General features: G+C 64.1%; 14 protein-coding genes and 2 pseudogenes. 12 read left to right on the forward strand and 4 right to left on the reverse strand.

What is annotated here, in order from left to right:
* Positions 1-67: 67 nt before the first annotated feature.
* A complete protein-coding gene (locus FJ425_RS07125; protein WP_140687767.1) occupies positions 68-619 on the reverse strand; it encodes a hypothetical protein in 552 nt (183 codons plus the stop codon).
* 210 nt (positions 620-829) lie between these two features.
* Between FJ425_RS07125 and FJ425_RS07130 the strand changes: the two genes are divergently transcribed.
* The 6 genes and pseudogenes from FJ425_RS07130 to FJ425_RS07155 all read left to right on the forward strand — a co-directional run.
* Entirely contained in the window at positions 830-2626 is a 1797-nt protein-coding gene (locus tag FJ425_RS07130; protein ID WP_140722584.1) for an acyl-CoA dehydrogenase, read from the forward strand.
* A gap of 52 nt (positions 2627-2678) precedes the next feature.
* The gene (locus tag FJ425_RS07135) at positions 2679-3851 is read left to right on the forward strand and encodes an acyl-CoA dehydrogenase family protein (protein ID WP_140722587.1); all 1173 of its coding nucleotides are present in this window, start codon (positions 2679-2681) and stop codon (positions 3849-3851) included.
* 33 nt (positions 3852-3884) lie between these two features.
* A complete protein-coding gene (locus FJ425_RS07140; protein WP_140722590.1) occupies positions 3885-5093 on the forward strand; it encodes an acetyl-CoA C-acetyltransferase in 1209 nt (402 codons plus the stop codon).
* A gap of 12 nt (positions 5094-5105) precedes the next feature.
* Positions 5106-7325, forward strand: coding sequence for a 3-hydroxyacyl-CoA dehydrogenase NAD-binding domain-containing protein (locus FJ425_RS07145; RefSeq protein WP_140722593.1), 2220 nt, complete (start codon positions 5106-5108; stop codon positions 7323-7325).
* A gap of 9 nt (positions 7326-7334) precedes the next feature.
* Positions 7335-7496 (forward strand): annotated as a pseudogene (locus tag FJ425_RS07150) (thioesterase); the annotation flags it as partial.
* A 116-nt stretch (positions 7497-7612) separates the two neighbouring features.
* A pseudogene (locus FJ425_RS07155) lies at positions 7613-7978 on the forward strand (thioesterase family protein); the annotation flags it as partial.
* Between the two features lie 12 nt (positions 7979-7990).
* Here the strand turns inward: FJ425_RS07155 and FJ425_RS07160 are convergent.
* Positions 7991-9640, reverse strand: a complete 1650-nt coding sequence (locus FJ425_RS07160; RefSeq protein ID WP_140722599.1) for a hypothetical protein — start codon at positions 9638-9640, stop codon at positions 7991-7993.
* Positions 9641-9938: 298 nt separating this feature from the next.
* Between FJ425_RS07160 and FJ425_RS07165 the strand changes: the two genes are divergently transcribed.
* Positions 9939-10580, forward strand: coding sequence for a helix-turn-helix transcriptional regulator (locus FJ425_RS07165; RefSeq protein ID WP_140542045.1), 642 nt, complete (start codon positions 9939-9941; stop codon positions 10578-10580).
* A 9-nt stretch (positions 10581-10589) separates the two neighbouring features.
* Positions 10590-11456: a thermonuclease family protein gene (locus FJ425_RS07170; RefSeq protein WP_140722602.1), complete on the forward strand. Its 867-nt coding sequence runs from the start codon at positions 10590-10592 to the stop codon at positions 11454-11456.
* Here FJ425_RS07170 and FJ425_RS07175 read toward each other — a convergent pair.
* Positions 11419-13068: a lysine--tRNA ligase gene (locus FJ425_RS07175; protein WP_140722605.1), complete on the reverse strand. Its 1650-nt coding sequence runs from the start codon at positions 13066-13068 to the stop codon at positions 11419-11421. The genes FJ425_RS07170 and FJ425_RS07175 overlap by 38 nt on opposite strands.
* A 213-nt stretch (positions 13069-13281) precedes the next feature.
* Between FJ425_RS07175 and FJ425_RS07180 the strand changes: the two genes are divergently transcribed.
* Positions 13282-13695 (forward strand): tellurite resistance TerB family protein, encoded by a 414-nt coding sequence (locus FJ425_RS07180; protein ID WP_140542047.1) that lies wholly within the window; start codon positions 13282-13284, stop codon positions 13693-13695.
* 78 nt (positions 13696-13773) lie between these two features.
* On the opposite strand, the gene FJ425_RS07185 is transcribed toward FJ425_RS07180, so the two are convergent.
* Positions 13774-14595: a transporter substrate-binding domain-containing protein gene (locus FJ425_RS07185; protein ID WP_246677898.1), complete on the reverse strand. Its 822-nt coding sequence runs from the start codon at positions 14593-14595 to the stop codon at positions 13774-13776.
* A gap of 277 nt (positions 14596-14872) precedes the next feature.
* Between FJ425_RS07185 and FJ425_RS07190 the strand changes: the two genes are divergently transcribed.
* The 3 genes from FJ425_RS07190 (at position 14873) to FJ425_RS07200 (ending at position 17102) form a co-directional block, all read left to right on the forward strand.
* A complete protein-coding gene (locus FJ425_RS07190; protein ID WP_140542048.1) occupies positions 14873-15604 on the forward strand; it encodes a LuxR family transcriptional regulator in 732 nt (243 codons plus the stop codon).
* 98 nt (positions 15605-15702) lie between these two features.
* Positions 15703-16341 (forward strand): acyl-homoserine-lactone synthase, encoded by a 639-nt coding sequence (locus tag FJ425_RS07195; protein WP_140722610.1) that lies wholly within the window; start codon positions 15703-15705, stop codon positions 16339-16341.
* An 11-nt stretch (positions 16342-16352) separates the two neighbouring features.
* Positions 16353-17102, forward strand: a complete 750-nt coding sequence (locus FJ425_RS07200) for an enoyl-CoA hydratase-related protein (protein ID WP_140722613.1) — start codon at positions 16353-16355, stop codon at positions 17100-17102.
* The last annotated feature ends 2 nt before the right edge of the window (positions 17103-17104 follow it).

Genomic DNA, 17104 nt, shown 5'->3' on the forward strand with positions numbered 1-17104 from the left:
GCGCGAGCATTCAATCTCCCAAAAAAGCCGCGTGGCTGTTGCCACGCGGCTTTTTTCTTGGGCTTGCTCAGGACAGCTGCTGCACCGTTGACGCTTTGATGCGCAAGCCGGTCGTGCCGGCGCGTTCAAGAATTGCAAGCAGGCTCCAGAATGCGTCCGGCGAGGCTGTCCCAAAATCCACGGTCAGTTCCCTCGGCCGAACCCAGAGCGAATGGATGATGTTTCCAAGCTCCGCATCGTCCCGGTGACGATCATCGTCCGGATCGAACCAATGCTGGAACCATGTATCCAGCTCATCGTGCGGGGGAGACGCGAGCGTGTGACGGATCACGACATCGTTCCACTGGAGCTGCTCCACCAACAGCTCCGCACTCCCAATCCGGCCTGAAAACGGCTCGAACCTCACAATGTCGGGCTGAAGCTCGACGGGTTCGATCTGTCCGTCGTTCTTGATGAAGTCGATGCAGCAGAGCTGCCGAAACAGCTCGTCCTGATCGGCGAGCTGGAACTTGACCTCCGCCGTTCCGCGGGAGCAACTTTGCTGCTGTTCCTTCACGAATGACCGGAACTGGTCCAGATAATGAGTCTGGATGGTGATGATGAATGCGGCTGGGTTCATTATGGGAAACTGCCCTGCCATGGAAATGCGGGCAAGGAGAGTTTGACGAAAATTTCTCCCTGCGCTCACCAAAATTTTTTGCGGCCGCGACCAAGTTGACGTTTACGCAAACGTCAATATTTGTTATCGGGACATCGATATTGGCCCGGCCTCCCATCCAGGATGCGGATGGGACTTGCCGGTCGGCCAGGACCATGGGCGGAGGAAGGCATGACGATCTACAGGGCGCCGATCCAGGACACGCTGTTCGTGCTCAACGATGTGCTGGGCTATCAGCGCTATTCCAATCTTCCGGGCTTCTCGGATGCGACGCCGGACGTGCTCGAGGCGATCCTTGCCGAGGGCGCCAAGCTGGCCGAAAACGTCATGCATCCGCTGAACCGCGTCGGCGACATGGAAGGCTGCGTGCGCCATGACGACGGCTCGGTAACGACGCCGAAGGGCTTCAAGGAGGCCTACGACCAGTATCGAGAAGGCGGCTGGATGGGGCTTGCGGCACCCGTCGAGTTCGGCGGCCAAGGCCTGCCCTACACGGTGCACCAGGCTGTTTCCGAATATATGGTTTCCGCCAACATGGCGCTGATGATGTATCCCGGCCTGACGCAAGGCGCGATCGCGGCCATCGTCACCCACGGCACCGACGAGCAGAAGGCGACATGGCTGCCCAGGCTGATCGAAGGCACCTGGACCGGCACCATGAACCTGACCGAGCCGCATTGCGGCACCGACCTTGGCCTGCTGCGCACCAAGGCCGCTCCCAATGGCGACGGCAGCTACAGAATCTCCGGCCAGAAGATCTTCATCTCAGCCGGCGAGCACGACATGGCGAACAACATCGTCCACCTAGTGCTTGCCCGCGCCGAGGGCGCGCCGGATGGCGTCAAGGGCATCTCGCTGTTCATCGTGCCGAAGTTCAAGCTCGATGCCTCGGGCAATCCCGGTGAGAGGAACACCGTCTCCTGCGGCTCGATCGAGGAGAAGATGGGCATCCACGGCAACTCGACCTGCGTCATGAATTATGACGAGGCGGAGGGCACGCTGCTCGGCGAATTGAACGGCGGCTTGAAGGCCATGTTCACGATGATGAACGAGGCCCGCCTCGGCGTCGGCCTGCAGGGGCTTTCGGTCTCCGAGATCGCCTACCAGAACGCCGTCTCCTACGCCAAGGACCGCCTGCAGGGCCGCTCGCTGTCGGGCGTCAAGGCGCCGGACAAGAAGGCTGACCCGATCATCGTCCATCCCGACATCCGCCGCTCGCTGATGACCATGAAGGCCTTCAACGAGGCTGGCCGCGCGCTGGCGCTGTGGACGGCGATCAAGTCCGACGTCGCGCATCGCTCCGGCGACGACAAGGACCGCCAGGCGGCCGACGACTACACCGGCCTGATGACCCCGGTGGTCAAGGGCGTGCTCACCGACAAGGGTTTCGACCACGCGGTCATGGCGCAGCAGGTGTTCGGCGGCCACGGCTACATCGAAGAACACGGCATGAGCCAATTCGTGCGCGACGCCCGCATCGCCATGATCTATGAAGGCGCCAACGGCATCCAGGCGCTCGACCTCGTCGGTCGCAAGCTGGCGCAGAATGGCGGTCGCGCCGTGCAGGCCTTCTTCAAGGAAGTCGGCGAGTTTTGCGAGGAAAACCGCGCCGACGAGAAGATGGCGCCCTTCACCAAGGCGCTGAAGAAGGGCCTCAACGACCTGCAGGCGGCCACCATGTGGCTGGTGCAGAACGCCATGGCCAAGCCCGACAATGCCGGTGCGGCCTCGAGCGACTACATGCATCTCTTCGGCCTGGTGGCGCTGGGCTACATGTGGGCGCAGATGGCGAAGTCCGCTGAGGCGAAGCTCGCGGACGGCGCCAACGGCGCTGGCGCGTTCTATGACGCCAAGCTCACGACCGCGCGCTTCTTCATGGAGCGCGTCATGCCGGAAACGGCGGCGCGTCTCGCCCGCATATCGAGTGGCGCGGACACGCTGATGGCGCTGCCGGCGGAAGCGTTCTAGGTTTGGCGGACCGGCACCGCCGGCCCACAAGTGCCGGAACGCGGAGGAAATCGTGGCGACAAATCCAGCCGAAATTCTTGGTCTTCCCAAGCCCGCCTGGGCGGCGGACGAGGTCGGCATGCTCTACGACATGGCATGCCGCTTCATGGCCGAAGAGATCGCGCCGCGTTACGACGAGTTCGAGAAGAACGAGATGTTCGACCGCGAGAGCTGGCTGAAGGCGGGAGCGGCCGGCTTGCTCTGCGCTTCCATGCCGGAGCAATACGGCGGCTCGGGCGGCACCTTCGCGCATGAGAGCGCCATCATCGAGGCGATCGGCCATGTCGGCGTCGACGGCTTCGGCATCGGCCTGCACAATTCGATCGTAGCACCCTACATCCTGCATTACGGTTCCGAAGAGCAGAAACAGAAATGGTTGCCCAAGCTCGCGACCGGCGAGCTGATCGGCGCCATCGCGATGACGGAGCCCGGCGCCGGCTCCGACCTGCAGGGCGTCAAGTCCCGCGCCGAGAGGGACGGCAACCATTACAAGATCAGCGGCTCGAAAACCTTCATCACCAATGGCCAGCTCGCCAATCTGATCATCGTCGTCACCAAGACAGATCCGGACAAGGGCGCCAAGGGCACCTCGTTGATCGTCGTCGAGACCGAGGAGGTCGAGGGCTTCGAGCGCGGCCGCAACCTCGACAAGATCGGGCTGAAGTCGAACGACACGTCCGAGCTGTTCTTCAACGACGTGCGCGTGCCGACCTCAAACCTGCTGGGCCACGAGGAAGGCAAGGGCTTCGTCCAGCTGATGCAGCAATTGCCGCAAGAGCGGCTGCAGATCGGCACCGGGGCGATCGCCATGATCGAGCGGGCGCTGGCGCTGACCATCGACTACGTCAAGGAACGCAGGGCCTTCGGCAAGGCGGTCATCGATTTCCAGAACACCCAGTTCAAGCTGGCCGAATTGAAGACCGAGGCCACGATCGGCCGCGTCTTCTACAATGACTGCGTCGCCCGCCATATCGATGGCGGTCTCGACCCGGTGACCGCCTCGATGGCCAAATACTGGCTCAGCGATCTGCAGGGCAAAGTCGTCGACGAATGCCTTCAACTGCACGGCGGCTATGGCTACATGAATGAATATCCGATCGCCCGCATGTACCGCGACGCCCGCGTCCAGCGCATCTACGGCGGCACCAACGAAATCATGAAATTGCTGATCGGGCGCTCTCTCTGAGCGCGGCGGCCGGCAAAGCCAAGGAGCACGAAAATGACTGAGGCTTACGTCTATGACGCCGTGCGCACGCCGCGCGGCAAGGGCAAGAAGGATGGCTCGCTGCACGAGGTGCCGGCGGTCAGGCTTGCCGCCAGGACGCTCGAGGCGCTGCGCGACCGCAACGGACTCGACACCGGCAATGTCGACGACATCATCTTCGGCTGTGTCGATCCGGTCGGCGAGGCGGGCTCCGTCATTCCGCGCGCCGCCGCCTTCGAGGCCGGCTACGCGACCTCGGCGCCCGGCATGCAGATATCGCGCTTCTGCGCCTCTGGTCTCGACGCCATCAATTTCGGCGCCGCCAAGATCGCGCAAGGGGCGGATGAGATCGTCATTGCCGGCGGCGTCGAATCCATGTCGCGCGTCGGCATGGGCATGTCGGGCGGCGCCTGGTTCATGGACCCCTCCGTCGGCCTGCCCGGCTGGTTCGTGCCGCAGGGCATCTCGGCCGACCTGATCGCCACCAAATACGGTTTTTCCCGCGACGACGTCGATGCCTACGCCGTCGAGAGCCAGAAGCGCGCCGCCAAGGCCTGGGGCGAGGGCTGTTTCAAGAATTCGGTGATCCCGATCAAGGACCAGAACGGTCTCACCATCCTCGACCATGACGAGCACATGCGGCCCACGACCGACATGCAGTCGCTGGCCTCGCTCAATCCGTCCTTCGTCATGCCCGGCGAGATGGGCGGCTTCGACGCGGTCGCCGTGCAGAAGCATCCCGAGGTAGAGGAGGTCAACCACGTCCACCATGCCGGCAATTCCTCGGGCATCGTCGACGGCGCCGCCGCCGTGCTGCTCGGTTCCAAGAAGGCCGGCAAGGCGATGGGACTGAAGCCACGCGCGCGCATCCGCGCCTTCGCCAATATCGGCTCGGAACCGGTGCTGATGCTGACCGGTCCGGTCGATGTCACCGAGAAGCTCCTGAAGCGCGCCAAGATGAAGCAGTCGGACATCGACCTGTTCGAGCTCAACGAGGCCTTCGCCTCGGTCGTGCTGCGCTACATGCAGGCCTTCGACATTCCGCACGACCAGATCAACGTCAATGGCGGGGCGATCGCCATGGGCCATCCGCTCGGCGCCACCGGCGCCATGATCCTGGGCACGGTGCTGGACGAACTGGAGCGCCGCGACCTGAACACCGCGCTGGTCACGCTCTGCATCGGCGCCGGCATGGGCACCGCAACCATCATCGAACGCGTCTGAGGGAGAGAGACTATGAGCTACACCAACTTCACCCTCGACGTGGACGCCGACGGCATTGCGCTGATCACCTGGGACATGCCGGACCGCTCGATGAACGTCTTCACCGAGGAAGTGATGCGCGAGCTGAACGCCATCGTCGATCATGTGGCCGGCGATGCCGCCCTCAAGGGCGCGGTCATCACCTCGGGCAAGGACAGCTTCTCCGGCGGCGCCGACATCGCCATGCTGCAGAAGATGCTGGCGACCTTTGCCGTCGACAAGGAGAATGACCTCGAGAAGGCGACCAAGGCGCTGTTCGACAATGCCGGCTACATGACCGGCCTGTTCCGCAAGATCGAGACTTGCGGCAAGCCGTTTGTGTCGGCGATCAACGGCACCTGCATGGGCGGCGCTTTCGAGATGTCGCTCGCCTGCCACGGCCGCGTCGCCGCCGATTCCGACAAGGTGAAGATGGCCCTGCCCGAGGTGAAGATCGGCATCTTCCCGGGTGCCGGCGGCACCCAGCGCGTGCCGCGGCTGACCGACCAGCAGCAGGCGCTGCAGATGCTGACCACCGGGCAGAACCTGACGCCGCAAAAGGCGAAGGCGATGGGCCTGATCCACGAGATGGCCGAGCCTTCGAAACTGGTCGAGACCGCCAAAGCGATGATCCGGAACGGCCTGAAGCCTGTCGCGCCCTGGGACGAGAAGGGTTTCAAGCTGCCGGGCGGTCCGATCTATTCGGCGGCCGGCGCCAATCTCTGGCCACCGGCGATCGCCATCCTGCGTCGCGAAACCTACGGCAATTATCCTGCCGCGGCCGCGATCCTGAAATGCGTCTATGAAGGCCTGCTGGTGCCGTTCGACACGGCGCTCAGGATCGAGCAGCGCTATTTCACCGAGATCATGCAGTCGAAGGAAGCGGCGGCGATGATCCGCTCGCTGTTCCTGTCGCTGCAGGAACTGAACAAGGGCGCGCGCCGCCCGGCCGGCGTGCCGGAGACCAAGTTCAAGAAGATCGGCATCCTCGGCGCCGGCTTCATGGGCGCCGGCATCGCCTATGTCACCGCACGAGCCGGCATTCCGGTTGTGCTGCTCGACCGCGATCTGCCGTCGGCCGAGAAGGGCAAGGCGCATTCCGACAGCCTGATGGCCGATCAGGTCAAGAAGGGCCGCGCCAAACCCGAAGACAAGGACAAGCTCCTGTCGCTGATCACGCCGACGGCGGACTATGCCGACCTTGCCGGCTGCGATCTCGTCGTGGAAGCGGTCTTCGAGGATTCGAGCGTCAAGAAGGAAGCCACGGAGAAGGCCGAAGCCGCGCTGAAGTCATCGGCCGTCTTCGCTTCCAACACCTCCACCATACCGATAACTGCGCTGGCGAAGAATTCGGCGCGGCCGAAGAACTTCATCGGCATCCACTTCTTCTCGCCGGTCGACAAGATGATGCTGGTCGAGATCATCCTCGGCAAGAAGACGGGCGACAAGGCCTTGGCCGTCGCCTTCGACTTCGTGCGCGCCATCAAGAAGACGCCGATCGTCGTCAACGACACGCGCGGCTTCTACGTGAACCGCTGCGTGCTGCGCTACATGTCGGAAGCCTATAAGATGCTGATCGAAGGCATCCCGGCGCCGATGATCGAGAACGCCGCCAAGGCTGCCGGCATGCCGGTCGGCCCGCTCGCTTTGACTGACGAGACGGCCGTCGACCTTGCCCAGAAGATCATGAAGCAGACCATCAGGGATCTGGGCGAGAAGGCCGTCGATCCCGGGCAGATGGCGCTGATCAACACCATGGTCGATGCGCATGGCCGCTTCGGCCGTAAGAACGGCAAGGGTTTCTACGACTATCCGGCAAAGCCCGCGAAGAAGAAGCTGTGGCCTGGCCTGAAGGATCTCTATCCGCAGCTGAAGCCCGAAAAGGTCGACTATGAGGAGCTGAAGCAGCGCCTCTTGGTCACCATCGCGCTGGAAGCGGCCCGGGTGATGGAAGAGGGCATCGTCACCGATCCACGCGAGGCGGACGTCGGCTCGATCCTCGCCTTCGGCTTCGCGCCCTTCACCGGTGGCGCGCTGTCCTACATCGACGGCATCGGCGCCAAGCGTTTCGTCAAGATCGCCAAGGGGCTGCAGAAGAAATATGGCGCCGAGTTCAAGGCGCCAAAACTCCTGCTCGACATGGCCGAGAAGGGCGAGACCTTCTACCAGCGCTTCGACCCCTATCAGAAGGGTGAGGTCAGAGAGGCGGCCTGACGAACCAGCATGTTTGTCTGGGGGCGAATGGCCCGCACCATGGCCACGGCGTCGAGCCGTGGCCCTTATCGGGTCGGCGAGGAAAGCCGGCTGGCTTTTCGCTGCCTGCCGACCGACATCGACTTCAATCTGCATCTGAACAACGCCCGCTACATGATGCTGGCCGATCTTGCGCATGACCCCGAAAATCGGAATCGATTTTCGGAAAGGATCATGCGCCACTCCGAAGTGCTACAGCGTTCTTTGCGCGTCCAATAGGACGCGCGGCGCTGTAGGCGCATCGACATTTCCTACGCATCGGGTTGATCGCGCTGGCGCGCAGGAATGGCTGGGCGCCGATGATCGGCGGACTGCAGGTCGCCTATGTGCGCGAGATCAGGCTGTGGCGCCGCTTCGAGGTGGTCTCGTCAATCGAGACCTGGGAAGGCACGTCCGTCATCGGCAGGCATCGTTTCGTCCTGGATGGCGGCGAGACCGCGGCGATGATCCTGACCGCCGGCGGCGTCTATGACCGCGGCGGCCGCCGCTTCCTCGACATCGACGCGGTCGTCGCGGCGCTCGGCCACGTCGCCAGTCCACGCCCGTCGACCGAAGCCGAGCGGGCCTTCATGGTGTCGCACCGGAATTTGCGCGAACAGGGTAAGGCGGCCTGATCGCGCTTCGGCTCAGACCGCCCTGCCGAGCAGAAAATCGGCCACCTCGTCCGAAAAGACCATCAACTCTTCGTCGAACGCGACGACGGTCCGCCTGCCTTGCGGATCCGGCCGCCCGGCCGGCATTCCGTGCGCCACAAGCGCCTCTGCGCAACCAACCCAGTCGCCGCCGGGTTCAGGCTCGTTGACCGACGCCCAGCCGAGCGTCCCACGCACATCGCCGCCGAAGCCATGCCGTTCTTTCCATTCCGCGCCGTGTTCGAGCAGGAAGCGGGTAAGGTCGGCATCGCCGCGAAAGACGGCATGGTTCAGCGCCGAGGCGTCCCAGTCGCCGCCGCGCCGGGCGATCGGCCAGCCGAGCCTGACCATCGCCTTCACCGCGTCGCGGCAGCCCTGTGCGGCGAGTTCGGGCAAGAGCCGCAATTGCTGGTCGGACAGCAAATCCGGCAGGTCGGGCCGCCGGGCCTTGATTGTCCGCGCCGCCGTCTCGTCACCGGTCGCGCAGGCGGCGATGAATTGCTCGTCGTCCAGAAGTGGACCTTCGTCACCTGATTGCCGCAGCAGCGCGGCGACATCCGGCAAGCCGAAGCGCAGCGCAAGCTGATAGGCGCTTAGGCCTTCGGGTGTCCGCGCCGACGGGTCGGCGCCGGCCGCGAGCAGCGCTTCGATATGCGCCGGCGAACGGCGGCGCCGGATCGCCCACAGAAGCGGCCTGCCCCAATCGGAGGTCGGCTGGCTGCCGGCCGGCTCGTTGGGGTTGGCATCCGGCGCGGCAAGCAGCAGGTTCAACGCCTCCAGGCTATCGAGGTCCAGAACGCGGTAAAGCGCGTTCGAACCCGTGACGCGGGCGCCGGCCTCAAGCAGAAGCCGCGTGCAGGCGGGGTTCTCGAGCGAGTGGTAGAGCGACTCCCCGTCATTCGGATTGGCGCCCGCGTCGAGCAACAGCTTCGTCATCTCCGGATCGTGGTTCTGGCCGGCCGCGCCGTACAGCGCCGAGAGCTTATATTTATCCGAAGGCTTCTCCAGCGAGGCCGGCGGCCAACGGCTGCCGGTCGCCTGATTAGGATCGGCGCCGGCCGCGATGAACAATCTCGCGGCGGCGTGAAGCGCGTCGCGAAAGCGTGGCATCCGCACCAGGCTCGAATGGGTCACGGCCACCAGCGGCGGCAGGTTCAGCGGGCCGCCAGGGCGGTTGACCCAGCCGGCGTCCCGCTTCATCGCCTCCCGCAGGACTGCTTCGTCGCCAACCGCGCAGGCCAGATATGCGTCGCCCCGTGTGAGGCCGGGATGTTCCTCGACCATGTGTGCTGCGGCCGCCGGGCTCGCGCGGTCGGTGCTGCCGCTGATGTCCCCGGCATAGACCAGTCCAGCCCAATTACGGAACGAGGAGGCGCTGTCGGCGCCATAGGCACGCTGCGCGGCGACGAAGCTGCCGAGGTCGCGCCAGGATGGGAAGCCATATTCGCGCGCCAGGCACGACTGGGCGTCATGCAGGCGAAGGCCGAGCGCGGCGATTGCCGGATCATCCTTGCCCAGCGCCAAAGGCAAGCTTTCGCGAAAGCGGGCGAGCGCGTCCGGCTCACCGCGACGGTAGGCCGCGAGCAGGTCCTTGGCCTGTTTCTTCAACAGGTCGAGATTGGGACGGTTGGGGAGTTGGTTCATGAAAACCTCCGTGCGTTCTTCGCCGAAGGTCCGCAAATCCGGCTGCACAAAGGTTTGGCTGTCAGCTCATTGAAGCAAGTGGGTTCAACCCTTCCCGCGGACCCGGAGGCGGCTTGCACCGCAGGTCGACCATAAATTGATCCGGCCGCCGGGGTCAATCGGACGCCCGATATCCACCTTGCCCGTTTGCGCGACAGCGTATCACTTTCCATCCCGGTCCACCGCTACCGGTGGACAATGGTGTGGTCGCGCGCTAGACAGGCTTGAGGCATTTTTTCCTGTTTGAAGGAGAGCGCGCGTGCTCTCACACGACCGCGTATGGGCCGCCATCGACGCTCTCGCCGAGCGCTATTCGCTCTCGGCTTCCGGTCTAGCCCGGCGCGCGGGTCTCGATTCGACGGCCTTCAACAAGTCGAAGCGCCTGTCGTCCGACGGCAGGCCGCGCTGGCCCTCGACGGAATCGCTGGCCAAGATCATCGAGGCCACCGGCGCGTCGCTCGAGGAATTCACCGGACTGGTCGAAGGGCGCGGCGGCGTCTCCATAGCCCAACAGCGCAGCGCCGTCCCGTTGCTTGGTTTTGCCCAGGCCGGCGCGGGAGGCTTCTTCGACGATGCCGGCTATCCGGCGGGACAGGGCTGGGATCTGGTCGAGCTGCCGGCGCGGGCGACCGAGACGTCCTATGCGCTGCAGGTGCAGGGCGATTCCATGTTGCCGCTCTACCGCAATGGCGATGTGCTGATCGTCGAACCGGGCGCGCCGACGCGCAAGGGCGACCGTGTCGTCGTCAAGACCACCGCCGGCGAGGTGATGGCCAAGGTGCTCGATCGGCAAACGGTGAAATCGATCGTGCTGGTTTCGCTCAACCCCGCTCACCCGGACCGCGACATCCCGACGCGCGACATCGAATGGGTGGCGCGCATCGTCTGGGCGAGCCAGTAGGCCAGGCTTATGCGGCTTCTTCAGACAGCCCTGGCGGTTCTGGCAATTCCCGTGATGGCGGCGCTCGTCGTAACCGGCGGGCGCGCAATCAAAGGCAGTGAGAGCACGATCACGGTGGACCGGATCGATCCGGATGCGCTTGCAGATCCGAGCTCTGAGTCGCAGCCGGACGAGCCCGCCACTGCGGCCATTCCCGCGCCGGCCGCTCCGCAGCCACCGAAGCCCGCCGCTCATTCGAGGGCTATCGATCCCGACGTCGTGGCGCCGCCCGCTCTCTCGGATAGCGAACTCGAACGGGTGGAACCGCGTGCGCCGCTCAGCGATCTGGCGCTGGCCGGGCCACCCAAGCCGCCCAAAACGAAGATGCCAGGCGATTGGAACGGCACAAAATTGTTCCAGCCGGTCGCCACCGCCGCCGGGCTCATCGAGTCGAAGGGCTACGCGGTCGCCGTGTCCGGCGTGGACGTCGTCAAGGCCGACGAAACCTGTAGCGACGCGGGCAAGAGCTGGGCCTGCGGCACGCGCGCCAGAACAGCCTTCCGCGCCTTCCTGCGTGGCCGCGCGGTCGCCTGCACGGTGCCGCCGGACGGCGGTCGCGACATCATTACCGCCGAATGCCATATCGGCAATCAGGACATAGGCCAGTGGCTGGTCGAGAATGGCTGGGCGCGCGCGGCGCAAGGCGGTCCCTATGTCGAGGCCGGGAACAAGGCCCGCGCCGCAAAGAAGGGTATTTTCGGCCCGGTGCCAAAGCTTGACGGTCTGCCGGCGCTGCCGGCCGCGTCAGGGCCGGCGCCGGTGGCGCCGGATTCGATCCTGCCGGCCGATGGCGGCGCCGTTACGCCGCCAGTTGACCAGCTAGCGCCCGCTCAATGAGCGCGCGCGTCTCGGCGATACCGTAAAGCGCCGCGAAGGAACCGAAGCGCGGTCCGCGCTCCTGGCCGATCAGCACCTGGTAGATCATCTGGAAGAAAGCGACCGACACGCCGGGTCCGCCTTCCGGGCTCTGCTTGGAATGATCCTGGTAGCGCTCGATCTTGCGCGCGACATTGAGCGCGGCATTCTGGATCGCCTCGCCGTCGGCGCCCTGCGGCAGCGCACCGAGCGCGTCGGAAAGCTTGGCCAGCGCCTCGCGCTCCACCTCGTCGGCGGCGCGGTAGACCTTGGTAGGCTTCACGAAGTCGTCGAAATAGCGGATCGCGTAGCCGGTCAGCCGGTCGAGCTCCGGATGCGTCTTCGGCGTCACGCCCGGTGCATGCCGCGAGATGAAGCCCCACAGCACCGCCTTGTCATGCGCGTTGGAGGCGCTGACCAGGTTGAGCAGCAGCGCGAAGGGCACCGGCAGGTCGATGGCCGGCGGGTTGCCGTCATGCATGTGCCAGACCGGATTGCCGAGCCGCTCCTTCCAGTCCTGGCGCGGATAGGCGCCAAGAAAAGCGTAGTACTCGTCGACAGCCTTCGGGATGACGTCGAAATAGAGCTTCTTCGCCTGCCGCGGCCGCTGGTACATGTAGAGGCCGAGGCTCTCCGTCGGTGCGTAGGTCAGCCATTCGTCGATGGTCAGGCCGTTGCCCTTCGACTTCGAGATCTTCTGGCCTTCCTCGTCGAGGAACAGCTCGTAGACGAAATGCTCCGGCGCGCGCCCGCCGAGGATGTTGCAGATGCGGTCATAGATCACCGCATTGGTCTGGTGGTCCTTGCCGAACATCTCGAAATCGACGCCGAGCGCCGCCCAGCGCATGCCGAAATCCGGCTTCCACTGCAGCTTCACATGGCCGCTGGTGACAGGCAGGGTCGTCTCGGTGCCTTCGTCGTCGAAGGTGACGGTGCCGGCCTTGGCGTCGACATTTATCATCGGCACGTAGAGCACGCGGCCGCTCTTCGGCGAGATTGGCAGGAACGGGCTGTAGGTCGCCTGGCGCTCCGGCCCGAGCGTCGGCAGCATCACGCCCATGATCTCGTCATAGCGTTCGGCGGCGCGCCGCAGCACCTCGTCGAAACGGCCGGCCTTGTAGTACTGCGTTGCGCTGGCGAATTCGTAGTCGAAGCCGAACGTGTCGAGGAACCGGCACAGCATCGCATTGTTGTGGTCGGCGAAGCTCGCATAGTCGCCGCCGAACGGATTGGGCACCGAGGTAAGCGGCATATGCAGATAGGGCTCAAGCGCGGCGCGGTCCGGCATGCTCTCCGGGATCTTGCGCATACCGTCCATGTCGTCGGAGAAGCACAGAAGCTTGGTCTTGATCTTGTCTTGCGTCAGCACGCGGAAGGCATGCCGCACCATGGTCGTGCGCGCCACCTCGCCGAAGGTGCCGATATGCGGCAAGCCGGACGGGCCATAGCCGGTCTCGAACAGGACGGTCTCGGGAAAGTCCTTGCCCTTGTAGCGGGCGATGACTTTCTTCGCTTCCTCGAACGGCCAGGCCTTGCTCTCGGCCGCTGCGGCAAGCATCTCGGGAGTGAGATCGATGATGTTTGATCCCGTCATGTCAAAGTTCCAGTCATGGCCGTCTTCGCGGTGGATAAGGATTTGTCGACCGGTCTCTAGGCGTGACAGGCTGGAGCGTCAACGATTTGCGGCGGTTTTCCTTGCGACGCCACGATAGCGCTCTTACGTTCGAGGCCCATTCATGCAGTGCATGTCACCCAAAAGTGTGTCACGGTTTTGGAGAGATGACATGCGCGCCTTTAGGAGTTTTGAATGCCTTCATTGACGCCGCACGAAGCCCTGATCCACCTGATGGTCATCACATCGGCCTCCGATCGCGATATGACGGATGTCGAGCTGGCACGGATCGGCGACGTCGTCCGCTCCTGGCCGGTGTTCGTCGACTTCAACCAGGACAGGCTGGTTGCAGTGGCACAGGCGTGTCAGAAGGCGCTGCATGAGAAGGACGGGCTGGAAGGCGTGCTGGCGCGCGTCGCCGAGGCGCTGCCGGAGCGGCTGCGCGACACCGCTTATGCGGCTGCTTTCGAGGTTGCCGCCGTCGATCTCGAAATGCGCATGGAGGAAGTGCGCGTCCTGCAGCTCATCCGCCTCAAGCTCGACCTCGACACGCTGACCGTCGCCGCGATCGCCCGCGCGGCGAAGGCGCGCTTGCGCACGCTGACGTGAAGCAATCCAGGAAAAGTCTGAGCGGTTAGGCTCGGCGACTTCGCCGCAGCCTTCTGTTCGGAATTGCTGGATAACCGGCTAGAAAAAACTCACCGGGAAATAGCGCAGGTAGAACTCGGCGAAGGTGCCTTTGATCGAGATTTCCTGCAGCGCGTAGTCGAAGGCGGCGGCAAGCGCAGTGTCGTTCTTGCGGGTGGCGATCGCCATGCCCGAGCCCAGATATTCCGGCGCCAGATACGGACCGCCGGCGAAGCGGCAGCAGCCGGCTGCGTCCGAGCCGCCCAGCCAGAAAGCAAAGCGCATGCCATCGCCGAAAGCGGCGTCGACCTTGCCGGCCTTGAGGTCGGCATAGAGGTCTTCCGGTGTGTCGAAGGTCACCACCTGCACGGTGTTGAAATAGCCGCGCAGCATTTTCTCATGCGCCGAGCCGGCGACGACGCCGACCCGCTTGCTGCGCAGCTTGTCGAGGATCGGCTCGGCGAAGGCCTTCGCCTTGGGCATGATGAAGCGCGCCGGGAATTGCATGTAGGAGCGCGAGAAGGCGTATTTCTCGCGGCTGTCCGGCGTCGCGGCGATGCCGGCGATGATCGCCTCGCCTTCGCCTTTCTGCAGAGCATCGTCCAGTTCGTTCCACGGCAAAGCCTGGACCTGGCATTTTTCGGCGACGCCCAGTTCCACGCAGATCGCCCGCGCCAGATCGATGTGGAAACCCGACAGGCGGCCGGCGCCGTCGAGGAAGTTGAAGGGCGGAAAATCAGTGGTGGTGAGGAATCTGAGCCGCGGCAGCGCGGAGAGATCGGGTTTCGGCAGCCGCTCCTTGGCGTCCCACAATACCGGCACCTGCGGCTCGGCCGCCTGAGTCGGTCCGGCAAGGGGCAGCGCGCCGGTCAGTGCGGACATCAGGGCCAGAAATATCCACCGCAACATCGATAAGGCTCCGCCCAGACAGCTCTCTTGGCTTTTCGTATGAAAAGGGGGGCAGGCACAACGGTTTTTGATTTCAAGCAGCCAAATTAAGCGTATGCTTTAGCACGTTTGCAAGTGACCTTGCGTGCCGGAAGGGGGAAGCTGCCGGTTTTGCTGAGGAGATTGCGACGCGGGGGTTGATGGCGAAGGGGGGTTCGGGCATCTACCGTCGGTAATGAAAAAGCAGAAGCAACATGGGGTAGATGTTGCGATGGGCCTGTTCGACAGAACTCTGGAATACATAGACCAGTTGCAGCATGCTGGCACCGCGGCCGCGGTCTGCGAGAGGCTGCTCGGCATCACCTCGAGCTTCGGCCTAACCGCCTTGATGGCGGGAACCGTGCCGCAGCCGGGCACGCCGCGCGGCCGCCAGAAACAGCACGTGATGCTTTGCGATTGGCCCGGCGATTGGCTTGAGCGCTATGTGGCGCGTAACTATGTCGACCACGACCCGGTCGTCAGCCACATGAAGCAGCTTCAGGCGCCGTTCCAATGGCGGGACGCTTCCAAGACCGCCCTGATCGACAAGAACAGCGACGAAGTCATGGGCGACGCCCGCGAGTTCAAGCTGCGCGACGGCCTGGCGTTTCCGCTGGTCACGCTCGACGGCCAGATCGTCATGGTCTCGCTGGGCGGCGAATCCGTTGAATTGTCGGATGCGGAATTCGGAATGGTATCGCTCGCGTCGACCTATGCGATAGGCCGCGCCATGCAACTGCACACCAAGGCCGACAACGTCATCGATCACATAGAATTGACGGCGCGTGAGCGGGAGTGCCTGCAATGGGCCGCCGTCGGCAAGTCCGAATGGGAGATCTCGCAAATCCTCGGCATCTCGGAACACACTTCCGAGAAACACCTTCTTAACGCCAAGAGCAAACTCGGCGCAGCCAACCGGGTGCAGGCAGTCGCGGAGGCGATTAGGCGCGGCTATATTAGCTAGGTCGGCCGTGCCGACCTGGAAATTCTTGCCTGCGCATTCGCGTAATATTTTAAGGGACATCACGGCCGTATCTTCCTCTTAAGCCCAGGAGACGGCTAATGCTTTTTGCCCTTACCACTCAGGAACTCATGGAACGCCCCGACCTTTGGGAGGCGGTCCATCGCTTGCGCTACAAGATCTTCGTCGAGGAGATGGGTTGGACCGATCTCGCCCGTCCGGACCAGCTCGAGATCGACCAGTTCGATCATGACGAGGCCGAACACCACCTCGTCATCCGCAACGGCGAACTGGCTGGTTACCAGCGCATGCTGCCGACCACACGGCCGCATCTTCTGACGGACGTTCTGTCGGATCTCTGCGAAGGACCGTCCCCCTCGGGGCCGAATGTCTGGGAACTGACCCGCTACGCGGTGGCTCCGGGTTTTCGCGATGGCAAACGCGGCGTCTCGACCGTCGGCACCGAGCTGATCGCCGGCTTCGTAGAATGGGGCCTGAAGCGCAACGTCAACCAGGTCATCATCGAGTTCGAGCCGATGTGGGTGCTGCGCGCCCTGCAACTGCACTTCCTGGCGACGCCGCTCGGTTACCAGCGCACCTATGGCAACCAGCAGGTCGTGGCGACGCTGCTCACCTTCACCGAGCATACGCTCGATGTCGTGCGGGCCCGCCGCAACCACCACCTGCCGGTGCTGAACCGGGGTTATCCCGGTCTGCTCGGCCTCAAGCAGGCTTCGTGATGGAGGCGGTCATGAGTTTCCATCCCGAACCGGAACTGCGCGGCCATACGCTGGTCGTCACCGTGTCCTCGCATGACGGCCGGCCAGTGCTCGACAGACACGCCTATGCGAGCCTTGCCAGGACCTTGCGCGATGCGGCGGTCAACGACGAGGTCCGCGTCGTCATGCTGCGCGGCCTTGCCGGCTGCTTCTGCCTTGGCGGCGACTTCTCGGAGTTCCTCGACGCCACCAAGCACCGAGAGTTGATCGCCGCCGTCACCGACATGTTCCGCATGTTGGCGACCTTCCCCAAGCCGGTCCTTGCCTGCGTCGACGGCGATGCTGTCGGCGTCGGCTGCACCATCCTGTTCCATTGCGACATGGTGATCGCTTCCAGGGGCAGCACCTTCAGGGTGCCGTTCGTCGATTTCGGCCTGGTGCCGGACGCGGCGACCAGCATTTTGGCGCCCCAGAAGCTCGGCTATGCCGGTGCGTTCCGCTTCTTCTGCCTGGGCGATACGTTGGGCGTCGAGGACGCCAAGGCACTGGGCCTGGTCGGCGAGATCGTGACGCAAGGCAGCGCCGAGGAAGTAACGCTGGCAAGGGCCAAACAGCTGGCCAAGAAGCCTGTTGCGGCATTGCTGCAGACGCGCAGCCTGCTCAAGGGAGATACGGATGTGTTGTGCGACCGCATCGACCACGAGATCACGCTGTTCCAGCAGGCGCTTCAGGATGACACCACGCTGAAGCGGCTGCAGCGGATTGCTCGCCTGGCCGCCTGAGC

The sequence above is a fragment of the Mesorhizobium sp. B2-7-2 genome (assembly GCF_006440775.1).
In the GTDB taxonomy this organism is placed as follows: domain Bacteria; phylum Pseudomonadota; class Alphaproteobacteria; order Rhizobiales; family Rhizobiaceae; genus Mesorhizobium.